Below are 21,949 nucleotides of genomic sequence, written 5' to 3'. Positions count from 1 at the left end.
GGTGCCGGGGGCCGTTCACCACTGCGTTGCGGAGGGTCAGCCGATCTGCGCCCCGGTGGCCGCCAGCGCCTCCGGCACCGGCTGGAAGAACGTCTCGCCGCCCGAGGAGCAGTCACCGCTGCCGCCCGAGGTCAGGCCGATCGCCGTGTCACCGGCGAAGAGCGAGCCGCCGCTGTCACCGGGCTCGGCGCAGACCGTCGTCTGGATCAGCCCGTTGACGATGTCGCCGTTGCCGTAGTTGACCGTGGCGTCCAGCCCCGTCACCTCGCCGTCGTGCACCTGGGTGGTGGAACCGCTGCGCGATACCGTCATCCCGACGGTCGCCTCGCCCGCCTTGGTGATCGGCTGGGTGGAGCCGTTGTAGAGGTCGACCTCGCTCGGGTGCGCGGTGTCCGAGGTGTACTTCACCAGGCCGAAGTCGTTGTCCGGGAACTCCGACGCCGCGTTGGTGCCGATCTCCCCGCCGCCCTGCGAGTCCGACCAGCTGGAGATCGCCTCGGTGCAGTGCCCGGCGGTCAGGAAGTACGGTTCGCCGTCCTTGACCACGTTGAAGCCGAGCGAGCAGCGCCCGCCGTCGCCCCAGATCGCGTCGCCGCCCGCGATGAGCGGCTTGAACTCCCCGGCGGACTTCTTGAGCTGGGCCTTGCCGCCCAGTGACTCGACCACCGAGCTGAGCTTCTGCCAGGCCGCGCCCTTGACCGTACGGTCGGCGGTGACGACGACCTTGTTGCTGACCGGGTCGACGGCCCACGAGGTGCCGGGGATCGTGGCCTTGCCGGCCAGGGTCTGCCGGGCCGACTTCAGTTCGGCGAGCGAGTTCGGTACGACTCTGGCCCGGCCGCCCGCCTGCTGGACCTGCTCGGCGGCCGCCTTGTCGACCACGTTCATCACGAGGTTCTTCGACTTGGCGTCGTAGTACGAGCCGGCCGCGTCGCCGCCCAGATCCTTGCCCAGTCCGGTCGCCAGCTTCCCGGCCGCGTCGGCCGTCAGCGTGCGCGCGGTGACCTCGGGCGTTCCTTCATTGGCGTTCGCACTCTGGAACGTCGCGCCCGCTGCGACCAGGGCGACCACCGCCGAACCCGCCAGCACTGCGCGCTTCCTGGATATGCGTCGATGCTTCAACTTCGACCTCCTGTGGGGCCGCGCACGGGTGATGTGGGGTCGCCCGTACACGGAGGATGGGGCGCCCACTATTCCGACGGAGCAGATAGCACACAAGGCCGACCTCAGGACGCACACACGACAACACCCCTTCGGTCTCACCGTGTTCACTTACCGGCGGTCACCCCTCTACTGTCCGGTATCCACCTCCGCGCGTCCGGTTCTCGACGCATCCGGCCGGTTCTCGGCCGCGCGCCCCCTCGAAGCGCCCCGTATTCAATCAACGCGCAGTCCCCATAAGCGCTTTGATGGTCCATCATCGAATCAATACGGGGAAGTCGGGCACGTCGTGCCCGCACGGACACAAGGAGGCGCGGAGTGCGCAGTCGCGTGCGCGCAACCGACGGACGGCAACTGGTGGTGGAGCGTCTGGGGGATCCTCGCGGCAGACCGGTCTTTCTGCTGCACGGGATGCCCGGCAGCAGGCTCGGTCCGGCTCCGCGCGGCATGGTGCTGTACCAGCGCAAGACACAGCTGATCACCTACGACCGGCCGGGATACGGCGACTCCGACCGGCAGCCGGGCCGCTGCGTCGCCGACGCGGTGGAGGACGTCCGGGCCATCGCGGACCACATCGGACTCGAACGGTTCGCGGTCGTGGGCCGGTCCGGCGGGGCATCGCACGCCCTGGCCTGCGCCGCGCTCATGCCCGAGCGGGTCACGCGTACCGCGGCCCTGGTGGGGCTGGCTCCCTGGGACGCCGCCGGACTCGACTGGTTCGACGGGATGGCCGCCTCCAACGTGGCGGCGTACACCACGGCGGCCGACGATCCGGACGGGCTCGCGGAGTCGTTCATCTCGCGGTCCGCGGTGATCAGACGGGATCCGGTCAGGCTCATCGACGATCTGCGCCGGGAGCTGACCGACTCCGACCGGATGGTGGTCAACGACGTCGGCGTACGCACCATGCTGTTGCGCAACTACCGCGAGGGGCTGCGCACTTCGGCGTACGGATGGATCGACGACGCGCTGGCGTTCAGCCGTCCCTGGGGGTTCGACCCGGCCGACATCACCGGACCGGTGCTGCTGTGGCACGGCGAGAAGGACGTCTTCTCACCGGTCGGGCACACCCGCTGGCTGGCGAGCCGCATCCCGGGCGCCACCGTCGTGGTGGAACCGGCGGCAGCGCATTTCGACGCGCTGCACGCGCTCCCCCGGATCCTCACCTGGCTGCTGGACACGGCCGAGCGGTGAGGTGAACGGGGGCGGGGGCGTCCGGCGACGGCCGGACGCCCCCGTTTCCGTTTCCTCATGCCGCACGCACCCTCGTGCGGCGGGCTCCGTCACACGGCGAGCGGTTCCAGTTCGCGCTGGAACCGGCGCTCGTCGCGGGCGATCCGGGTGAGCGGGTGTTCGTCCCCGAGCTGCAGGGAGAGCTCTTCCACGGTCTCGGCCCTGACCTGCAGCGCTTCGTCCTTGCGTCCCATGGCGTCGAGCGTGACCGCCATGTTCGACCGCATGGCCAGCGTCTCCGGGTGGTGCGCCCCCAGAGCCACCCGGAACTGCCCGGCCAGCCGCCGCTCGGTCTCCAGCACGAGGTCCAGATCGCCCCGGTCCGCCGTGGTGTTGGCCAGGTTCATCACGCTGAACAGCGTGTTGGGGTGCTCGCGCCCGTACACCTCCCGCATCGAGGCGACCACCCGGGTGAGCACCTGCTCCGACTCCTCGACGGCACCGGCCCCCAGCAGGTAGACGCCCAGGTTGTTCAGGGCGGCCAGGGTGTACGGATGCTTCTCGCCCGGCACCTTCATGTACTGGTCGACGACGTCCCGGGCGGTGTCCCTGGCCTCGATGGCCTCGCCCGCCGCGTACAGGTCGGCCGCCAGGTTGAGGTCGCAGGCCAGCCACTCCGGGTTGGCGGAGGTGTACTTGGCCCGGTACCTGGCCCTGGTCGCCACCGTGAGCCGGCGCGCGTCCTCCAGCCGCCCCGCCCGCCGCAGCGACACGGCCAGCGCCTTCGCCGCACTGAGGGTGCCGGGGAAGGACCGGCCGAGTGTGGCCTTGTAGCTGTCGTACGTACGGCTGAGCAGGCCCACCGAGTCCTCGTACCGGCCCACGTCACGCAGATCGCGGGCCAGGCTCATGGCCGAGGAGAGACTGTAGGGGTGCTCCTCGCCGAGCACCTCGCGGCGCCGGTCGAAGACGTCCTGGTCGATCTCGCGGGCCTTGGCGTACTGGCCGATGGACCGCAGGGTGAACGCCAGGTTGTTGGCGGCGGCCAGGGCCCTGGGGTGCGAGTCGTGGAAGATCTGGTTGAAGCCGTCGGTCGCCTCGGTGGCCAGCTCGATCGCCCGGGTGTACTCCCCGAGTGTCCCGAGGTCCGTCGCCAGACTGCTGGTGCTCATGTAGGTGTGCGGGTGCTCCGGGCCCAGCACCTCGCGCTGGGTCGCCAGGGTGATCTCGTCGAGCTCCCGCGCTTCGACGTAGCGGCCGCGCGAGCGGTAGATGTTGGACAGGTGGAAACAGAGGTACAGGTACTGGATGTCCCGCTCCCCCAGCGTCTCGCGCCAGATGTCGCGCAGCTCCTCGCAGAGCGTGGTCGCCGTCCTGAAGTCACCGCGCTTCCAGAGGTAGCGGACCCGGTCGATCATGAGCCTGCGCGCCTCGGGCTCCTGGCAGTTACGCGCGTCGGACGGGCCCAGGTGAGGCCATATGGTCGAGAACTGGGGCCAGTTGGCCGGGTTGTCGATCGGCTCGTCGTCATCGGGCCGGGCGCCCGCCAGGATGCGGTGGACGGCGTGCCGGGCGTCCCGCTGCTCCTCCTCGGTGAGCTGGGCCCGGATGACGGCCTGGACGAGACGGTGCACCTGGATGGAGTTGGAGACCTGGTCGACCTTGGCGAGGGCGAACCGGCCGATCTCCCGGATGACCCGGCCCAGCACCAGCTTCTCCTGGAGGGAGGCGTCGTACGGCTTCAGCGCCTCGATCATCTCCTTGCTGTACAGCAGGTTCCCCGAGATCGGCTCGGGGGCGAAGAAGGCGCAGAGCTGGAGGAGGCGCACCGCGGCGGGCGAGCGCTCCTTGAGCCGCTGGATGGAGATGTTCCAGGTCGCGGCGACCGGCTCGGGGTAGCCGGCCGGCTGGTTGAGCGCCAGGACCTCCGGGGCCTGCTGGGCCAGCTGCTCCAGATAGGTGTCGATCGGGGTGGCGGTCTCCGCGATCCAGGCGGCGGCCTGTTCGACGGCCAGCGGCAGGTCCCCCACCGCGGTGGCCACCTGGGCGGCGTCCTCGTCGCTCAGCCCCGGCGCCCGGCGCTGGAGGTGTTCGATGGACTCCTCGCGCAGGAAGACGTCGACGGGCAGTGCGTCGCCGTGCTGGGACCAGGCCTGGTTGCGGGAGGTGACCAGGATGTGCCCGGAGCCGCCCTGCGGGAAGTAGCGCCGCAGCCGCTCCGGGTCGTCGGCGTTGTCGAACACCAGCAGCCAGCGGTCCGAGGGCACCCCGCGCCGCAGCAGGTCGACCGCTTCCTGGGAGGCGGCCGCCATGTCGTCGCCGCCCTGGGCGCCGAGCCGGACGGCTAGTTCGGCCAGACCGGCGACCACGTCGTCGGTCTGCTCGGACGATATCCACCAGACCAGGTCATAGTCGGCCATGAACCGGTGCACGTACTCCAGGGCGACCTGGGTCTTGCCGACACCGCCGAGACCGTACAGCGTCTGCGGCTGCGGCAGCACGACGGCCATGCCGCCGCCGAGCTGGTCGCGCATCCGCTCCAGGACCATGGAGCGGCCGGTGAAGCCGGGGTTGCGCGGCGGTGCGTTCCAGATCCTGGGGACCGTGCCGGGGAAACGCGGTCCGGGCGACACCCCGTCGGTGATCTGCACGGGCCGGTCCAGAGCCCGTAAGAGGGCCGCGGTGGCGTGCACCTCGTCGAGCCGGAAGAGGTCGACGGGGTTGCGGTCGATGTAGGGCGCGGACAGCCGTACGTCACCGACCCTGAGGGGCAGCAGATGCCGGCGCCCGCCACCCGGGTCCTCGGCGACGGCGCGGTCCCAGAGCCCCACCGCCCGGCTCGACTTGAGATAGGCGCTGGAGAGCAGCACCACGGTCCGGGCCGCGTTCTCGGCGGTGACGGCCGACGGTTCCTGGGGGCCCCGCTCCGCGGACACGTCGCGCGGCACGACCCGGAAGCCGGCCCGGGTGAGCGCGGACTCGATCCAGTCGGCCCACATCCGGTTCTCCGCCACGTAGCAGAGGAAGAGGTCGGCGGGCAGGGCCGGCCTGCGCCGGGTGAACGCGTCGCGGATGCGCAGCCTCACCTCCTCGCCGACCGGGGGCATCGAGGTGACCTGCCGGTCGGTGATGACCGAGGTGAGCCGTTCGAAGGCGGAGAGCAGGGAGTTGCTGAGCCCCGCCTCGTCCCCGAAGGTCGCGAGGGTCTCCTCGTAGGCGTAGTAGGGGCGGTACGGGATCTCCACCGCGCCCCAGTAGGCGGTGAGTTCGTCGCCGGACAGGTCGCGCGGCAGCCGGTCGAACTTCAGCCGGGCCAGGGCCCGGCCGGCGTCCGCCTTCTCCTTCTCGCCCTCGTCGATGCGCATCGGGACGGGGAAGATGGAGATGGGGCGGCCGGTGTACCGCTCGGAGATCTGCCGGGCGACGGAGGCCGCGCCGTCGATGGACTGGTCGCTGAGGGTGAAGCAGTCGACGAGCGCGTCGGGCAGGTGGACGGTGCAGATGTCCGCGATGTCGCTGAGGCCGGTGCGGCTGTCGATGAGGACGTAGTCGTAGTTGGCCTTCATGTCGTCGCGCAGTGCGTCGAAGAAGTGCCCACCGCCGAGGCGGTCGTAGAAGTTGTCCCAGTCGAAGGTGGAGACGGTCGCGGAGTACTCGCGGTTCTGCCGTCCGGCGGAGACGAAGTCGAGCGTTCCGCCCTGCGGGAACTGCCACCCGAGCGCTTCGGGAGTGAGCGAGACCGCGTGCGGCTGGATCCGGGCGTAGTCCCGGTGCCAGTCGTCGGCGCGCGGCACCGGGCTGGTCGCGGCCCAGGCGTACTCGGTGATCAGGTCGATGACACCGGTGGTGGCGCCGAGGGTCGAGGGGTCGAGGAACGGGTGGAAGAACCGGTGGAGGCCAGGTGCCTCCAGGTCCCAGTCGACAGCCAGTACCCGCTTGCCGTTGGCGGCGAGGATCCAGGCGGTGTTGGCCAGGGCCATGGTGCGCCCGGTGCCGCCCTTGTACGAGTAGAAGGTGACGATGCGCCCGTCACGACTGGCCGTCATCCGTGTCCTCCGCGTCCGTCGCAGGGTCATGTGTCTCGGGGATGTACTGGGTCTGCGCCATGGGTCCCATCAGCCGCGTGCGTTCGCTGTGTCCTCCGCCGCCGGTGGCGGGCAGATAGACGGCCGCGTGTCTCAGGTACTGCTGGGCGGCCACCTCGACCACCTGGGGCAGGATCTGGCCGAAGGCCTCCATGCTCGGTACGCCCTTGGCCGCGGCGCGGCAGTAGGCCCGGCCCTGGCGCATCTTGGTCGGCATGGTCCGCTCCAGCTTCGCGGTCAGCTCCGCCTCGGCGGCCCTGCTCTGGTGGTCGTCGCGGTTCCACGGGACGACCATCGTCACCCAGGGGCGGTTCTCCGCGTCGAAGGCGGCGAGCCTGCGGCACCGGTCCTCGTCCTGGAGCGCCCAGCGGTCGACGAGCAGGATCTCCGGTGTGGTCGGGGGCTGCTTGCCGCCGTGGTGGCTGGGTTCCTCGTCGAAGGAGGCGACGGTGGCCTGGTAGTTGAGGGAGCGCACCAGGTCCTCGGCCACATAGGCCAGCGGGCGGGCGGCGTCGGGGTGGTAGGGGTTCCAGTCCTGCGGGTTGTCGCCGTAGTAGTCGGCGTCGCGTCCCTCGGGCAGGTCGTGGCGGGTGGCGGCGGCGATGGTGACCTGCATCGGGCGGGGGCCGCCGGCGCCGCCGCCCGTCGAGCCGAAGGCGCTGGGGGCGAGCCGGTAGTCGACGGGCCGGCCGGTGCCGATCCGTACCGTGTCGGCGACGCTGACGATGCGCTTGGCGAGCTCGTACACGGCGCGCTCGTAGTCCTCGGCGAACAGCCTGAGCTTGATCAGCCCGTACAGACCGTCGCTGACGTAACGGTCTCCGAAATCACGGTGGTTGAACTGTAATCGTTCGGCCGGCCCGGGAAGCTGGCTGGGCGGTACCGGCACCCAGAGCGCCGGAACGATCGCCTCGGCCGACTGATTGGAGCGGGCCCGGTAGTGGATGGCTCGCTGGGCGAAGGCGTACCACTCCTTGCCGCACATCTCGCTGGCGAAGTAGCGCGGCGAGAACAGCGGGACGAAGACCCGGCAGGTGGCGAGCACCTCGCCGAGCCGTTCGGACCAGCCCTCGCCGGAACGTATCTCACGGTCGATGAACCCGGCCGGCGCGCCGGCGGGCAGATCGGTCATGGCCATCACATGGCCGCAGAGATCCTGGAAAAGCCGTTCGACCCACATATCGGGGTCCGTTCCACCGCCGTACCCCGGTGTGTGGGCGTAGCTCAAGAAGAAGTACGGCCGATGGTCCGCCGATCGCTGCTGCGTAGTCGCGTGCACACGACCCCCGTCCTGTGTGAGCACCCGCACCCGAGGAGTGAAAAGAATGCGAGCGAATTCATCATTCCGGAGCTGACCTTGCTCCACCCCCATGACGTTCGGTCATTCAACGCCACTTTTCAGTCATCTATGCCCAGGGACTATCGATCACACTCTTGCTCGAATTCGGTCTGCGCCCGTTCCTCCCAGTTGTCCCGACTCCACGGATGATCTCCCCCGAACCTCCCCGAACCGGAATCCGGGATTCAGAATTCTTTTCGCATCAGAGCGAGCAGCCGTTTCCCGCCGACGGTGAGTTCGGCCGCTCCCTCCAGCGTGTCGAGTGCCTGCGCTACGCCGGTCCGGTACCCGGGGTCGAATGCCGCGAGCGCCAGCCGTTCGTACGTACCGGCCAGCAGTTGGGAAAACGGAACGGATTCTTCCCGCCAGGGCATTCGATGTTCCCAGGAGCCGTCCGCCGCGTAAAGATCCGTGACGTCCACAAGTGCGCGCAACCCGGCCCGCCGCACTCCGCGCACCAGGGCGAGCGCGAGCGCCCCCACCCCTTCGTCCACCGCGATGCCCAGCGCGCCGTACCCGTGCCGCCCGACATGGGGGCCGCCCGGTTCCGTGCCGGTCAGCGGAGTGAGCGTCAGCGGCACGGAGACGGACCGCGCCCCGTACGCGGGGGCCCGCTCCTCGATGAGCGCCCAGGCCTCGGTGAGCGCGGCGGCCAGCCGGTCGGCGGCGGGCCCGTCGAGCGTGGCCGAGGCGGGCACGGCGAAGCAGTCGCGGTACGGGTCCAGGTCGTCGATCACGAAACCGGGCCCGCCCCCGGGCAGGGCGTACCCGCGCGCCGGAAGCCAGCCGGGGGCCGCCGGCGCGGGCCACTCGATCCGCAGCTCACCGGATCCGTCGTCCCTGCCGACCAGGAAGCCGTCCCCGGTGGCGCGCACCCGGACCGTGCCGTGCTCCCCCGGGCCGCCGAGCGCGAGCCGGCCGAGGGTGGGCAGGACCAGCTCGCCGCCCCGGTAGGGCACCGGCACCCAGCCGTCGAACCCCGCGCGCACGACGGCGGCCGCGAGGCGGGCCGGCAGGGCGTCCGCCGCGTCCCGGGCCGCTCCCGGCCGTTCCTCGTGCAGGGCGTCCAGCGCGTCGAGCAGCCAGGTGCGGGTGTAGGGGTGGGCGAGCACGTGGTCCAGGCCGACCGCGCCCTGCTCCGAGCCGTCCAGAGCGGCCGCCAGCTCCCACGCCCGGTCCCATGCCTCGCCGCCCCGGCCGTCCAGGTCCCCGTTGAGCCGGGCCAGCAGCGTGCGGGTCAGATCCTCCTGGGCCGCGAGCAGTTCGCCCCGGTCGGCCACCGCGGGCGCCGTCGAGTCTGCCGGTGTACGGGCCTCGATGCCGCGCACCAGGGCGGCGAGATCCTGGCAGTACACGGACGGGTTGTCGAAGCCCTCGTCCGGCCCGGCGGAGCTGTAGCGGTGGGTGTACAGACCTCCACCGCACGAACGTACGACGGGGCAACGGCGGCACGTCTCGCTGACGCCCTCCAGGCCCAGCTGCCGGGCCCGCACCCCGGGATGCGCCGCGACCTCGTCGAAGGCGTGCGTGAAGACGTCGAACCCCGTGGCCGCCGCACCTTCGTAGGCGCTCTTGAGCGAGTCGACCTGTTCCAGGCTGCCGTCGGTCTCGACGACGACGAGATCCGTGGGGGCCAGGCCCAGGGACTCGGTGAGGCTGGGTCCGCCGTTCAGCGTGGACAGGACGGAGGAGAAGATCCGCACCGGCACCGGCCGCCCCAGCTCCTGCCAGCGGTCGAAGACCGCGAGGAGCCACTCGGCGTAGGCGGTGGGCGAGCCGTCCGGACGCGGCGGCGGGTCGTCCCAGGTGGCGTGGGGAAGCAGGAAGTCGATGTGCGGCGGTTCGAGTTCGGTGAGGGCGTCGAGGACCGCGCGCGGATCGTTTTCGATGTCGATGGTGCACAGGAGACCGAGGTTGAGATGGCGGTAGCGCTCCTCCCGGAGCAGCTCGACGGCCTTGAGCACCAGGGGGTGGCTGCTGCGTCCGTCGGCGAAACGGCGGTGCCGGTCGTTGGCCGCGCGGTCGCCGTCGAGGGAGATACCGACCTTGACGCCGTACTCGCTGAAGAGGTCCAGGTAGCGCGGGCTGAGCTGCAGGCCGTTGGTGTGGATCCGGAGATCGAGCGCGGCGATGCCGTCGAAGGCGGAGGTCAGCTCTTCGCAGATGCGCCGCAGGCGTGCGGGGCCCGCGAGCAGAGGCTCCCCTCCGTGCAGGATTACTGACACGGAGGGCAGTGCGTGTGTCTTGGCATGCTCAGCCAGGCGCTGAGCAGTCCGGAAAATGACTTCATCAGAGATTGTCTTCGGACGGGTTCGCCAGCTCTGATCGGCATGTTCGTAGACATAGCAATGGTCACAGGCGAGGTCGCACCTGCTGTGAACCTTGAGGACTACTTCACGGAAAGGGACCAGGGGTCCTGTCATTCCGCCAGTCTAGCCAGGCCGGAAGGGTGGTCCGGCGGTCCGGCCGTACCGGAGGAGTGCTCCGTGTCAGCGGGTCGGAGGGATTTCAGAGGGAGGAGTTGAAGGTGGCTGCCTGGATGGGGCGACCGGCGGACGCGACATGCACCCGACCGAGCTTCCTGGCAGCTTCGCCACCACGCGCGTCGATCGCGGTGAGCGGCACACGGCTCTTCTTCGCAACGGCGAAGGAGAGGGAGGATTCAGAGGTCTTCACGGCCGTCCTTGAGGGGGTTCGTTCCAATGGAATGGTTCCGGACAGGAAACCAGCGTTGGCACCTGCACCATTGCAGTGTCCGGCGGCACGACTTTACTCTCATGGCCTCGGTTGGCAACTGAGGACGGCCACTTGGCAGCAGAGGGTCGCACGGGAGCCGGCGCGATCGACCGGAACTAGAGATTCCGCCATCAGGGTGACCACATAACCGCAGACGGGAGTAAACATGACGGCGATTCCCGGACCGCTGCAGAGCATGGTCTTCAGGAACGCTGATCTGCCCGAACTCTTTCACCATACGGACGCCATTGCAGTCGCGCGCCAGCGGGAGGCCGTGAACACCACCAGGTGGCAGCTGATATTGCTGGTGGGGGGCACTCTGCCGGCCGCGCTGCCCTGGCACGCCGAGGTCGCCGGCACCCTTCAACTCACCGACTGCGCGGCGGCGTTGGCGTACCTGGGTGTCCTGATCGCGACCTACCTCACCTCGCGGCGGAAAGCAAAGTCGCATTGGCAACTCAATCGCTCCGCAGCAGAGTTCATCAAATCGATGTGTTGGCGTTACTCGGTGCACGGCTCACCTTTCGACACCGGCACCCAGCACCCGGAGGCGGTGTTCGCCAATCGCCTCGAAGAGGGGCTGCAGGAGCTCCGCAAGGTGGGCTGGTCGGATCCCCGGGACCGGACAGCCGATTCCGGCGGACTCATCACCGATTCCATGCACGCCCTGCGGGAAAAGGCATTCACCGTCCGTAAGGAGACATATGTGCGGGACCGGCTGATCGAACAACGCAGCTGGTACCGCAGGCGCCAGGAGGTGTCCCGCCGGGCCACCGTGATCTGGTCGACCACCATCGCCGTGCTGACGGCGCTCGCCCTGGCCCTCGCCCTGTTCAGGGCGTTCTCGGTGGGCCAGTCCTTCGCGCTGACCGGGGTGCTTTCCGCCGCGGCGGCGGCCTGTCTGGCCTGGGCCGAGATGCGCCGCCACCACCCGCTGATCTCGGCGCACTCCCTGGTGGAGAAGGACCTGGAGTCGATGCAGATAGCGATGGAGACCACGCTGAACGAGCGCCAGTGGCCCCGGGCCGTGTTCGAGACCGAGCGCATCGTCTCGCCCCAGCACACCGACTGGCTCGCCCGGCACCAGATGTGACGGTGCCCGGACGGCCGCACCGGCGGGATCAGGCACGCACGACCCCGTCGCGCCAGATCACCGTGACCGGGCGGCCGAGCCGGCGGGCGTAGGTGACGATGTCTCCCGTGCCGCCGAGGCCCCGGGCGGGCAGCCCGTCCCAGACGGCGAGCAGGCGGTCGCAGTGGTCGGCGATGTAGGCGCCCGCCGCGTAGTAGGCCTCGTCGGTGGAGTGCGGGTAGTCCAGCCGGACCTCCCGCACGGCGCGTGCCTTGAGGTCGCGGTAGCGGGCGAGTTCGGCGCCGTCCGCGAAGCAGGCCTCGTAGTCGCCGCTGGGGATGACCGCGGTCAGTTCCGCGCCGTGGGCGAGCGCGAGGTCGGCGAAGAGCTGGTCCGCCCCCACCGCCAGGCTGGACAGCGCCTCCACCGAGCCCTCGAACGCGCCGAGCGCGGCACGCATCGCGGCCAGCACGTGGGCGTGCACCTCCTGCGGAATGCTGCGGTGGCCGGTCACTCCGATGCGATTCACGGACCTGGATCCCCCTGGGGTCTGAGCCGGGGGTCCCCGGAGGGCATCCCTCCGGGAGGCACAGCGTCCGCCCCCGTTGTTCCTGCGCGACCGTCCTGTGCCACATCCTCTCAAAAGCCGCGGGGTCAGCGGGAGCCCCCGCCCGGAATTCGGGCGGGGGCTCGGCGTGTTCGACCTGACCTTTCGAGGCGGCGGCCGGCCCCGGCGTACGGAACCGGCCGCCCGGCCGTCAGTAGACGCTGACGCCGTACGCGCTGAGCGCTTCGGTGACCGGCTGGAAGAACGTCGTGCCGCCCGAGGAGCAGTTGCCGCTGCCTCCCGAGGTGAGGCCGATCGCCTTGGAGCCGGAGTAGAGCGGACCGCCCGAGTCGCCGGGCTCCGCGCACACGTTGGTCTTGATCATGCCGTACACGACGTCGCCGTTGCCGTAGTTGACCGTGGCGTTGAGCGCCGAGACGGTGCCGCTGTGGATGCCGGTGGTGGAGCCCCGGCGGGTGACGGACATGCCGACCGTGGCATTGGCCGCGCTGGTGATGTCGACGCTGCCCACGGTGCCCTCGTGGGAGATCGAGGCGTTGTCGTAGCGCACCAGGCCGTAGTCGTTGGTCGGGAAGCTGGTCCCGACCGTGGGTCCGATGGTCGTCGAGTTCGACGAGTTGCTGTAGAACGGCGGGCTGCCTTCCGTGCAGTGACCGGCCGTCAGGAAGTAGTAGGTGCTGCCGCTGCGGACGTTGAAGCCCAGGGAGCAGCGGAAGCCGGGCCCGTACACGGCGTCACCGCCGGAGATCAGCTTGCGGATCTTCCCGGAGGTGCGTTCGATCCGCAGGGCACCCGCGTTGCTTCCCGCGGAGTCCTTGATCTGCTGGATCTGCGCGGCGGAGACCGTGCTGTCGGCGGTGACCACGACCTTCTTGGTCGCGGGGTCGACGGTCCAGGCGGTGCCGGCCACGTCGGCGCTGAGGACGGCGTCGCTCGCGGCGGTGAGCTGGTTGGCGCTGAACGTTCCGTCGGAGGTGGCGCTGGCCTGTGCGCTGGGGACGGTGAGCGCGGCGACCGCTACGAGTCCTGCGGCGATGGCGACTGCCCTGCCGCGTCTCGCGGTACCGCTGAGGGGGGTGGTGCGCTTGATCCTCACTTGTCATTCCTCCCGAGGGGGGTTGAGGGTCCGCCCGTGGGGTGGTCGGACCCGTGAGGCGCAGTCAGCCGCACGGCAGAGTGTCCGCATTCCGAACCTGCCGTGCTCCTGACAAGCGCTGTTCGGGAGTATTCAAGGCGTCAACTTCGCGCGCAAGAGGGCCTCTTGGCCTGAGCTTTGCACTGGGCCACCCGCCACGCCCCTGTGTCCGGCCCCGGCGGATGACGACTGCCGGGGCCGGACACCGATGGAACGGAGGCGGACGTTCAGCTGTCGACCCGGTTGCGCTCCCCCGCCTCGACGGCGAACGGGAGGGTGTTGCCGGGCGGCGGGAAGGGGCAGATGAAGTGGTCGGCGAAGGCGCACGGCGGCAGCAGGGCGCGGTTGAGGTCGACGGTCACCGTGCCGTCGGCGGCCGGGGCGGCGGGGCGCAGGAACCGGAAGCGGTAACTGCTCTTCCCGCTGGTGGCGTCGGCGAAGACCGCCCAGAGCGAGCCGTCGTGCTCCACGGCGACCTGGAGGGTGTGCTCGGTGCCGTCCACCTCGAAGGCGATCTCCCCGGCGAGGCCGAGCCCGCGCTCGACCCCGTCGGCGTTCTCGACCCGGACGGTGCGGGAGCTGTCGTACGGGCGGAAGGTGCCCGGCAGCTCCCAGCGCGGGTTGTACGGCGTGGCCTCGATCGCCCGGAAGGCCCGCCGCGCCGCGGAGTCCGGGTCGAAGTCCCGTACGGCCCAGAGCCCTTCGCGGCTCAGCACGAACAGCCGCCGCTCCCCGTGGGCTACCCGTGATCCGTCGATCGGACCGCGGTCGGCGCCGAGCCGGACCTGTCCGGCGAACGGTTCGCCGTCGACGGTCAGCCCGTCCTCGGGCGCCGCGGTGAGCTCCACCTCGTCGCCGTCCTCGCGCCACCGGCCCGGAACGGCCGGAATTCGCCCCTCCGGGTAGTCGGAGAGCCAGTGCGTGCCGGTGAGGGAGAGTGGTCCGTACGGCGCCGAGACCGTGGCGGTGCGCTCCTCGTGCCAGCGGTCCCGGTCCTGCGCTGCCTGCTGCTGTGCGTCCGTGCTCATGGGCTCAACCTTTCCATACGGGCTCCGCGAGCCCGAGGTGCGACCGGAGTGTGGAGCCGTGGTACGCGGAGCGGAAGACGCCGCGTTCCTGGAGGAGCGGGACGACCTCGTCGACAAAGTCGTCGAGCCCGCCCGGGGTGAGGTGCGGTACGAGGACGAAGCCGTCGGCGGCTCCGGCGGCGACGAATTCGGCCAGCTCCGCCGCGACGGTCCGCGCGCTGCCGACGAACGACTGCCGGGCGGTCGCCTCGATGACCGTCTGCCGGACGGAGAGCCCCTTCTCCCGGGACAGCGCCCGCCACCGGGCCGCGACGGCGAGCGGATCACCGTGCCGCACCCGGCCCTGGGCCAGCTCCGAATCGGGGACCGGATCGCTCTCGGGCAGCGGCCCGTCCGGATCGTACGAGGAGAGGTCCCGGCCCCAGACCTGCTCCAGGGCCAGCATCGCGTTCTGCGGCGAGACCTGCTGGAGGCGAATGAGGGACGCCTTCTCGCGGGCCTCGGCGTCGGTGTCCCCGAGCACGAAGCCGACGCCGGGCATGATCTTCAGCGCGTCGGGCTCGCGGCCGTACTTCGCCAGCCGGCCCTTGACGTCGGCGCAGAAGGCGCGGCCCGCCTCCAGGGTGCCGTGCCGGGTGAAGATGACGTCGGCCGCTGACGCCGCGAACTCGCGGCCCTCCGGGGAGTCGCCGGCCTGGATGACCACGGGATGGCCCTGCGGGGGGCGGGGCACGGTGAACTCCCCCTCGACGCGGAAGTGCTCCCCGTGGTGGACGAAGCGGCGCGGGGTGCCGTCGGGTGTCCAGGAGTCCCACAGCTCGCGGGCGGTGGCGACGAACTCGGCGGCGCGGGTGTATCTCCGCGCCCGGTCGAGGTAGCCGCCGCGGCGGAAGTTCTCACCGGTGAAGGCATCCGACGAGGTGACCACGTTCCACCCGGCCCGCCCGGCGCTGAGGTGGTCGAGGGTGGCGAGTCTGCGGGCCAGCTCGAAGGGCTCGTTGAAGGTGGCGTTGACCGTCGCGGCGAGCCCGAGCCGGTCGGTGACGGCGGCCAGCGCGCTGAGCACGGTGAGGGACTCGGGGCGGCCGACCACGTCCAGGTCGTGGATGAGCCCGTTGTGCTCGCGCAGCCGCAGCCCCTCGGCGAGGAAGAAGAAGTCGAACAGACCGCGTTCGGCCGTGCGCGCGAGATGTTCGAAGGAGGAGAAGTCGATCTGGCTGTCGGACCGGGGATCCGCCCAGACGGTGGTGCTGTTCACGCCCGGGAAGTGCGCGGCGAGATGCATCTGTTTCGGTGCGGTCGTCGGCTTCGGTGCGGTCGTCATGCCAGGTCTCCCTGGAGGACGGCGCCCTCGGTGTACCGGCAGGCCGGGCGGGCCAGGCCCAGGTGCTCGCGGAGGGTTCCGCCGGGGTGGAAGGTGCGGAAGAGGCTGCGGTGCTGGAGCAGGGCCACCGTTCCGTTGACGATCCGTTCGAGGTCGCGTTCGGGCGTGATCGGTGTGAGGTGGAAGCCGTCCACGGCCCCGGCCCGGTGCCACCGGCTGATCAGTTCGGCGAGGTCCACCGGCCCGCCCCGGTAGTACGTGCCGTGCGCGGCGAGCGGCGGGCCGCTCATCGGCGCGAGCCCGGGTTCCGGGGCTGATTCGGCGTCACCGAGGTCCACGGTGAGCGCGGCGAGCACCCGGAGGGTGTCGGGGTCGCGGCCGTGGGCCTCGGCGCGGCGGCGCACGTCGCTGCGGATACTCGCGGTCCGCTCGGGGGTGGTGGCCCGTACGAGCACGACGTCGGCATGGCGCGCCGCGGTCTGTCTGGCCGGTTCCGCCGTGCCGTCGACGACCACGACGGGGCGGCCCTGCGGGGGCCGGGGCACGATGGCCGGGCCCCGGACGCTGAACGTGGCCCCCTCGAAGTCGACGTAGTGCAGCTTGGCCCGGTCGACGAAGCGCCCGGTGGCGGTGTCCCTGATCTCGGCGTCGTCCTCCCAGCTGTCCCAGAGCCGCGCACCGGCGTCGGCCACCTCGCCGGCCTCGCGCCACAGTTCGGCGGCGGGCGCGGCCGGGCGGCGGCCGAACAGCCGGGCCTCGGCGCCGGTCGTCGAGACGTCCACCTGCCAGCCGGCCCGGCCCCGGCTCACCCAGTCCAGGGTGGCCACGGCGGACGACACGTGGAAGGGCTCGGTGTGTGTGGTGGTGACCGTCGGCACGAGCCCGATCCGGCGGGTGGCCGGTGCCACCCGGGACAGCACGGCGAGGGCGTCGGGGCCGGGCCGGGCGAACGAGTCGCCGAGCGTGACGAAGTCGAGGGCGCCGCCCTCGGCCAGCCGCGCCAGGGCGGTGTAGTGCCCCGGGTCGTAGAGGGGCGGGCCGCCGATCTCGGCAGCGAGGTGGAGGGGGCGGATCGGTGGCATGACGGGCCCTTTCGGCACGGTTCGGGTCTGGTTGTGCGCCGCTCGCCGGATCAGACTGCTCATCAGATCCGTTTCGGCTTCTTGCTCTTGCTCTTGTTCTTGCTCCGGCTCCGGTTCCGGTTCCGGCTCCGGTTCCGGCTCCGGTTCACAGGACCTTGGAGAGGAAGGCGCGGGTGCGCTCGTGCCGGGGGCGGTCGAGCACGTCGGCGGGCGGGCCCTGCTCGACGATGCGTCCCTCGTCCATGAAGACCACGGTGTCGGCGGCCTCGCGCGCGAACCCGATCTCGTGGGTGACGACGATCATCGTGGTCCCCAGGTCCGCCAGGTCCTTGATGACGTCGAGCACCTCACCGACCAGTTCGGGGTCGAGCGCGGAGGTGGGTTCGTCGAAGAGCAGCAGCTTCGGTTCGAGGGCGAGCGCGCGGGCGATGGCGACGCGCTGCTGCTGGCCGCCGGAGAGCTGCTGGGGATACGCCCGCGCCTTGTCGGCGAGACCGACCCGGTCCAGGAGATCGTGCGCGGCGGCGGCCGCCCGCTCCTTCGGGCGGCCGAGCGCGGCGACCGGGGCCTCGGTGATGTTCTCCAGGACGGTGAGGTGCGGGAAGAGGTGGAAGTTCTGGAAGACGAAGCCGATCCTGGTGCGACGGCGCAGCACCTCGCGCTCGGGGAGTTCGTACAGCCGGTCGCCCTTGCGGCGGTAGCCGACGAACTCCCCGTCGACGGTGATGGAGCCCCGGTCCGCCTTCTCCAGGTGGTTGACGGTACGCAGCAGGGTGGATTTGCCGGAGCCGGAGGGGCCGAGGATCACGGTCACTTCGCCGGGACGCACGGACAGGTCGATCCCGCGCAGCACGTGCAGGGAGCCGAAGCTCTTGTGCACGCCTCGGATCTCCACCATGGCGTCGTCGGGCCCCCGGGTGCGGTCGGCGGCGGGTTCGTTCTTCGGTGGGCGGCTGGTCGTTGTCATGTTTTCCTCGGCGGTTCGGGGCGGGGCGCGCGGGCCGTCGTCAGCGGTCGGTGCCGGCGAGACCGCGCAGGAGGGTGAGGGCGGCGCGCGCGGTGGCGTCGTTCTGCCGGAAGGCCGGGCCGCCGGTGCGCGGCCGGGTGAACGCGCCGCTCGTGCGGGCTGCGGTGTGCGGGCCGAGCGCGAAGCGGCGTTCGTGCGGGTGCCCTTCGCGGTCCAGGACCCGGCCGTCCGCGGGGTCGACGGCGAGCAGTCCGGTGGCGGTGGCGGCGGCCCCGTCCCGGTGCAGGGCCCGCAGCAGGGCGGAGCGGGTACGGTCCGGCGAGGGGTCGGGCAGCCGGGCCTCGACGAGGGCGCGGGCCTCGATCCGTTCCCCGGGCACGGTGGCGCTGCCGGCCCGGAAGACGCCGCGGCGCTCGTCGCTCTCGACAGTCATCCCGGCGCCGAGGAAGCGGACGACGCCGGCCCTGGAGAGCGCCAGCAGCTGCCGGAGCCGGGGGCCGGGCGGGCCGGAGGCGAGGTAGCTGAAGAAGCCGTGCCACCAGTCCCCGATGTCACCGAACCGGATCAGCTGACCGTAGGCGGAGAGCAGTCCGAGGAAGACGGCGAGGTCCTCGCTGCGCCCGGGATCGTGCCGGCGGTCCAGGTCGGCGGTGACGTAGTCGCGTACCGCCTCCTGAAGGTCGTCGTACGAGGAGTGCTTTACGCCGTCCAGCGGGTGGTCGAGCGCCTCGGTGTCGAGCCGGTCGGCCGGGTCGGGGACAGCGGCGGCGATCAGGGCCCGCAGGTCGTCGCTGCCCGCCTCGGCGGCCGCGTACTTCTCCTCGAATACGGTCCGGTCGGCGGTGGTGCGTTCGGGGTGGGCGGTGAAGAGCCGGTGGTAGTGGGCGTATCCGAGCTCCTTGTCGACATGTGGCCAGATGTCGCGGCGGAAGTCGGGCGGTTCCGTCAGGCTGAGCAGTTCCTCGGTGCGGTCGGGGGCCAGGAACCGGGGCAGCGGTGGCCGTTCGCCCTGCCAGCCGTATCCGATCTTGGAGTGGTACGGGACCCCGCGCCGCGATCCGACGTGCAGGACGGGCTCCCGGCCCGACGGCACGTAGACGCCGTTCTCGTACCGTCCGCCCCGGCCCTCGGTGAGCAGCACCATCAGGTCGATGAAGGCGAGGCCCAGGCCCCGGACGATGACGGGTTCGCCCGCGCGCAGGGCGCTCAGATCGCTGTCGGCGGTGAAGTCCGGCGGCAGGTGGACGAGGCCGTGCCGGTCCGCGAAGGCGGCGAGGGCCTGCTGCTCGGCGTCCGGTTCGGCGTCCAGGTGGCCGATGGTGAGGACCACGAGGTCGGCGGGGAGCGGTTCGGCGCGGCCCTCCAGGCGGACGAGCTGGCGGCCGTCGGGCGGGCCGGTGACGTTAAGGGCCCTGCCCCGGTGTTCGTGGACGGTGACCGAGGGCGGGAGGGCCGCCAGGGACTGCTCGTACACCCAGCGCAGATAGGCGCCCTGGAGCCGCCGGCTCGGGAAGTCCTGTCCCCGCAGCGCCTCTATCTCGGCGCGGAGTCCGGGCTCGTCCGCATCACCGGGTGGCTGAATCCGGCCCTCGCGCACCTCTGCCGCCCAGGCATCGAGCGTCGGCCCGGGTCTTGTGGGCCCCTCCTGGTGGACGGTGTCGTCGGTGAACATGGTGACGTCCTCGGCCATGGAGTTCATCCACAGCAGCGGCGACTGCTCGTGGCGCCAGATCCGCCCGGCGCCGGGCGGGTACGGGTCGACCAGGTGCAGGTCCAGCGGCCGGTGGCCGTACAGGCCGGGGGCGTTGGCGGCGATGCGCTCGATGAGGCCGGTGCCGCGCGGTCCGGCGCCTATGACGACCAGTGAGGGCCGGCCGGTCACCGGGAGTCCGCCGAGCCTCGGGCGTAGTGCCGTTCGACGTAGTGCTGCCCGATGCTGAGCACCGACGTCACCACGACGTACCAGAGGGTGGCGACCAGCAGCAGCGGGATGACCTGGTAGGTGCGGTGGTAGACGAGCTGCACCGAGTAGAGCAGGTCCTGCACGGCGATGATGCTGACGATCGAGGTGCCCTTGAGGGTGCCGATCAGCATGTTCCCGGCGGGCGGCACGATGGAGCGCATCGCCTGGGGCAGCACGATCCGGCGCAGCCGCCGCCACGGGCCGAGGCCCAGGGACTGGGCGGCCTCCAGCTGTCCGCGCCCCACCGAGAGGATGCCGCCGCGCACGACCTCGGCGGCGTAGGCGGCCTCGTGGAGCGTCAGTCCGATGACGGCGACGGTGACGGGACCGAGGAGGTTCACCGTGCGGACGCCGAGTATCTCCGGGTAGAGGGCGCCGATGTTGAACCAGAACAGCAGCTGGACCAGGATCGGGGTGGACCTGAAGAGCCACACGTACCCCCAGCCGACGGCCTGGAGTACGCGGTTGGCGGAGAGTCTCAGCACGGCGAGCAGCGTGCCGAGCGCGAAGCCGAGCACCATGACGAGCGCGGTGAGCCAGAGGGTGAGCCAGAGGCCGCGCAGCACGGCGGTGGTCAGGAAGTAGTCGCCGACGACGTCCCACTGGAAGGCGTCGTTGCGGATGACCGAGTTCAGCGCGAGGGCCAGCAGGACGAGTACGGCGACGGCCGCGGCCCACTGGCCGGTACGGCGTGCCGGGACGATGCGCAGCCGGTCGGCGTCGTCGTCCTTGAGCGGTGGGGCCGGGTACGCCGGCGGGAGGGTGTCGGTCTGTGCGGACATGCGGGGGCTCCGTGGATGCGGTGATCGAACACGGGGCGTGCCCTCGGCACGGAAACACGACAGCTTGGAACGCGACAGCGCGCGGAACGAGGCGGACCGGCCCCTCAGCGCGGTCCGCCTCCGAGGTAAGCGCTGTTCACGACGCGATGTCAAGCCTGTCCACACTGTGAGCCGTACGCCCAGGGCCAGTTGACGGACCACCGGATGCCTGTTCAACTTGGGCCATGCATTCGCAGAAATGGCTGGTCAAGCGCTCCCACATCGACTTCGGTCGCGTGTGGTCCTGTTCCTGTTGAGCTGACCCCGCTGCGTTTTCGCCCTTTTCCGCGCCGTGACCGGCGCCTGAGCATGTCCTCCCGTGTGCCCTCGCGCACGTGACAGCGCTTCACCCTCCCCTCGCACCGAACTCTGAGCTCTGAGTACTGACGCCTTCGTGGCGTCGGGCCTCGCACCGATGCCCGACGCCCGATGTCTTCGCGCACCGAGCCCTCCGACGTCGCAGCACGCCTTCCTCCGCCCCGGCCGTGGGCTGCCTCGCGCTGCCCGGCGCCCGTCCACGGCTGCCGAGAACTGGAGACCTTTCCTGATGCCCCGTACCCGGCACACCGCTGCCTTCGCGCTGATCACCGCGGCCATGCTGGCTCTCACCGCGTGCGGTTCCGGTGATCCGGCGACCGCCCCCGCCGGCGCTGCCGGTCCGGCAGCCGAGAGCACCATCCCCACGGCCGACGTCGTGTCGGGGGTGAAGCGGAACAAGGCCGCGGCCGCCCTGCTGCCGGCCGCCGTCCGCTCCTCCGGGACCCTGAACATCGCCTCCAGCGTCGGCACCCCGCCCGGGGCCACCTATCTGGCGGACGGCAGGACCCTGGCCGGCACCGACATCGACTTCGCGGATGCCGTGGCCAGGGTGCTGGGCCTGAAGCCGAAGCGGGAGGTCGCCGCGTTCGAGGCGATCCTGCCCGCGCTCGGCAGCGGCAAGTACGACGTGGGCACCGGAAACTTCGGCGTCACCGACGAGCGTCGCAAGACGATCGACTTCGTCACCTACCTCAACGACGGGCAGGGCTTCGCGGTCCGCGACGACAGCGAGCTGGGCAAGGTCACCGATCTGACCCAGCTCTGCGGCCTGACGGTGGGCACCGCAGCGGGCACCACGTTCGAGGTGACGCTGGAGGAGAACAGGCACCGGTGCTCCGAGGCCGGCAAGAAGCCGTACGACGTGAAGACGTACTCCGATCTGGCCGCGGTCTGGAGCTCGCTCCAGCAGGGGCGGACCGACATCGTGATGTCCACCATCAACGGGCTGCGCTACGCCGTGAAGCAGCAGGAGGGCGTGCGGTTCCTGAACGAGTTCGCGCGCCTCGACGTCGGCTTCGCGTTCAAGAAGGGCACCCCGCTGGCACCCGCCTTCCAGGCCGCGGTCAGCAGCCTCGAGGCGGACGGCACCTACGACCGGATCCTGAAGAAGTGGGGCATCGACGAGTCGGCGATCAAGACCTCGCGGATCTCGCCCCCCGAGATCAAATGACGTGGG

The 21,949-nt window shown here is 70.9% G+C and carries 16 protein-coding genes; 3 read left to right on the top strand and 13 right to left on the bottom strand.

The window, feature by feature from the left end; all coding sequences use genetic code 11:
* Positions 1-36: 36 nt before the first annotated feature.
* The gene (locus tag EDD93_RS26685) at positions 37-1,122 is read right to left on the bottom strand and encodes a S1 family peptidase (protein WP_123528051.1); all 1,086 of its coding nucleotides are present in this window, start codon (positions 1,120-1,122) and stop codon (positions 37-39) included.
* Positions 1,123-1,479: 357 nt separating this feature from the next.
* Between EDD93_RS26685 and EDD93_RS26680 the strand changes: the two genes are divergently transcribed.
* Positions 1,480-2,355 carry an alpha/beta fold hydrolase gene (locus tag EDD93_RS26680; RefSeq protein WP_123528050.1) on the top strand — a complete coding sequence of 292 codons (876 nt, stop codon included), beginning with the start codon at positions 1,480-1,482 and terminating at the stop codon, positions 2,353-2,355.
* Positions 2,356-2,444: 89 nt separating this feature from the next.
* Here the strand turns inward: EDD93_RS26680 and fxsT are convergent, their stop codons facing one another.
* From fxsT to fxsA, 4 genes are all read right to left on the bottom strand, one after another.
* On the bottom strand, positions 2,445-6,380 hold the full coding sequence (fxsT, locus tag EDD93_RS26675) for an FxSxx-COOH system tetratricopeptide repeat protein (RefSeq protein WP_123528049.1): 3,936 nt from the start codon (positions 6,378-6,380) through the stop codon (positions 2,445-2,447).
* Positions 6,364-7,722 (bottom strand): FxsC protein, encoded by a 1,359-nt coding sequence (gene fsxC, locus EDD93_RS26670; protein ID WP_260256030.1) that lies wholly within the window; start codon positions 7,720-7,722, stop codon positions 6,364-6,366. The genes fxsT and fsxC overlap by 17 nt, the downstream gene beginning before the upstream one ends.
* A 221-nt stretch (positions 7,723-7,943) precedes the next feature.
* Positions 7,944-10,181: a radical SAM/SPASM protein FxsBH, inactivated beta-hydroxylase extension form gene (gene fxsBH, locus EDD93_RS26665; RefSeq protein ID WP_185092533.1), complete on the bottom strand. Its 2,238-nt coding sequence runs from the start codon at positions 10,179-10,181 to the stop codon at positions 7,944-7,946.
* Positions 10,182-10,266: 85 nt separating this feature from the next.
* Positions 10,267-10,434, bottom strand: a complete 168-nt coding sequence (gene fxsA / locus EDD93_RS26660; RefSeq protein WP_185092532.1) for an FxSxx-COOH cyclophane-containing RiPP peptide — start codon at positions 10,432-10,434, stop codon at positions 10,267-10,269.
* Between the two features lie 256 nt (positions 10,435-10,690).
* Here fxsA and EDD93_RS26655 point away from each other — a divergent pair, with 256 nt between their 5' ends.
* Positions 10,691-11,587: a DUF4231 domain-containing protein gene (locus EDD93_RS26655; RefSeq protein ID WP_123529353.1), complete on the top strand. Its 897-nt coding sequence runs from the start codon at positions 10,691-10,693 to the stop codon at positions 11,585-11,587.
* Positions 11,588-11,615: 28 nt separating this feature from the next.
* On the opposite strand, the gene EDD93_RS26650 is transcribed toward EDD93_RS26655, so the two are convergent.
* The 8 genes from EDD93_RS26650 to EDD93_RS26615 all read right to left on the bottom strand — a co-directional run bounded on the left by EDD93_RS26650 (position 11,616) and on the right by EDD93_RS26615 (position 20,415).
* Entirely contained in the window at positions 11,616-12,095 is a 480-nt protein-coding gene (locus tag EDD93_RS26650) for a hypothetical protein (protein ID WP_185092531.1), read from the bottom strand.
* A 229-nt stretch (positions 12,096-12,324) separates the two neighbouring features.
* Entirely contained in the window at positions 12,325-13,230 is a 906-nt protein-coding gene (locus EDD93_RS26645) for a S1 family peptidase (RefSeq protein WP_123528046.1), read from the bottom strand.
* Between the two features lie 266 nt (positions 13,231-13,496).
* Complete coding sequence (locus tag EDD93_RS26640; protein ID WP_123528045.1) at positions 13,497-14,297, bottom strand: DUF1684 domain-containing protein; 801 nt, start codon at positions 14,295-14,297, stop codon at positions 13,497-13,499.
* A 4-nt stretch (positions 14,298-14,301) separates the two neighbouring features.
* Complete coding sequence (locus EDD93_RS26635; RefSeq protein WP_123528044.1) at positions 14,302-15,621, bottom strand: NtaA/DmoA family FMN-dependent monooxygenase; 1,320 nt, start codon at positions 15,619-15,621, stop codon at positions 14,302-14,304.
* Positions 15,618-16,703, bottom strand: a complete 1,086-nt coding sequence (locus tag EDD93_RS26630; RefSeq protein WP_123529352.1) for an LLM class flavin-dependent oxidoreductase — start codon at positions 16,701-16,703, stop codon at positions 15,618-15,620. The genes EDD93_RS26635 and EDD93_RS26630 overlap by 4 nt, the downstream gene beginning before the upstream one ends.
* Before the next feature lie 145 nt (positions 16,704-16,848).
* A complete protein-coding gene (locus EDD93_RS26625) occupies positions 16,849-17,601 on the bottom strand; it encodes an amino acid ABC transporter ATP-binding protein (protein WP_123529350.1) in 753 nt (250 codons plus the stop codon).
* Positions 17,602-17,710: 109 nt separating this feature from the next.
* Positions 17,711-19,552, bottom strand: a complete 1,842-nt coding sequence (locus EDD93_RS26620) for an FAD/NAD(P)-binding domain-containing protein (RefSeq protein ID WP_123528043.1) — start codon at positions 19,550-19,552, stop codon at positions 17,711-17,713.
* The gene (locus EDD93_RS26615; protein WP_123528042.1) at positions 19,549-20,415 is read right to left on the bottom strand and encodes an amino acid ABC transporter permease; all 867 of its coding nucleotides are present in this window, start codon (positions 20,413-20,415) and stop codon (positions 19,549-19,551) included. The genes EDD93_RS26620 and EDD93_RS26615 overlap by 4 nt, the downstream gene beginning before the upstream one ends.
* 586 nt (positions 20,416-21,001) lie before the next feature.
* Here EDD93_RS26615 and EDD93_RS26610 point away from each other — a divergent pair.
* Complete coding sequence (locus tag EDD93_RS26610; protein ID WP_123528041.1) at positions 21,002-21,943, top strand: ABC transporter substrate-binding protein; 942 nt, start codon at positions 21,002-21,004, stop codon at positions 21,941-21,943.
* The last annotated feature ends 6 nt before the right edge of the window (positions 21,944-21,949 follow it).

The organism is Streptomyces sp. 840.1, assembly GCF_003751445.1.
Taxonomy (GTDB): domain Bacteria; phylum Actinomycetota; class Actinomycetes; order Streptomycetales; family Streptomycetaceae; genus Streptomyces.
The sequence above is the reverse complement of the archived record's forward strand: the minus strand, read 5'-3'. Positions and strand labels throughout refer to the sequence as shown.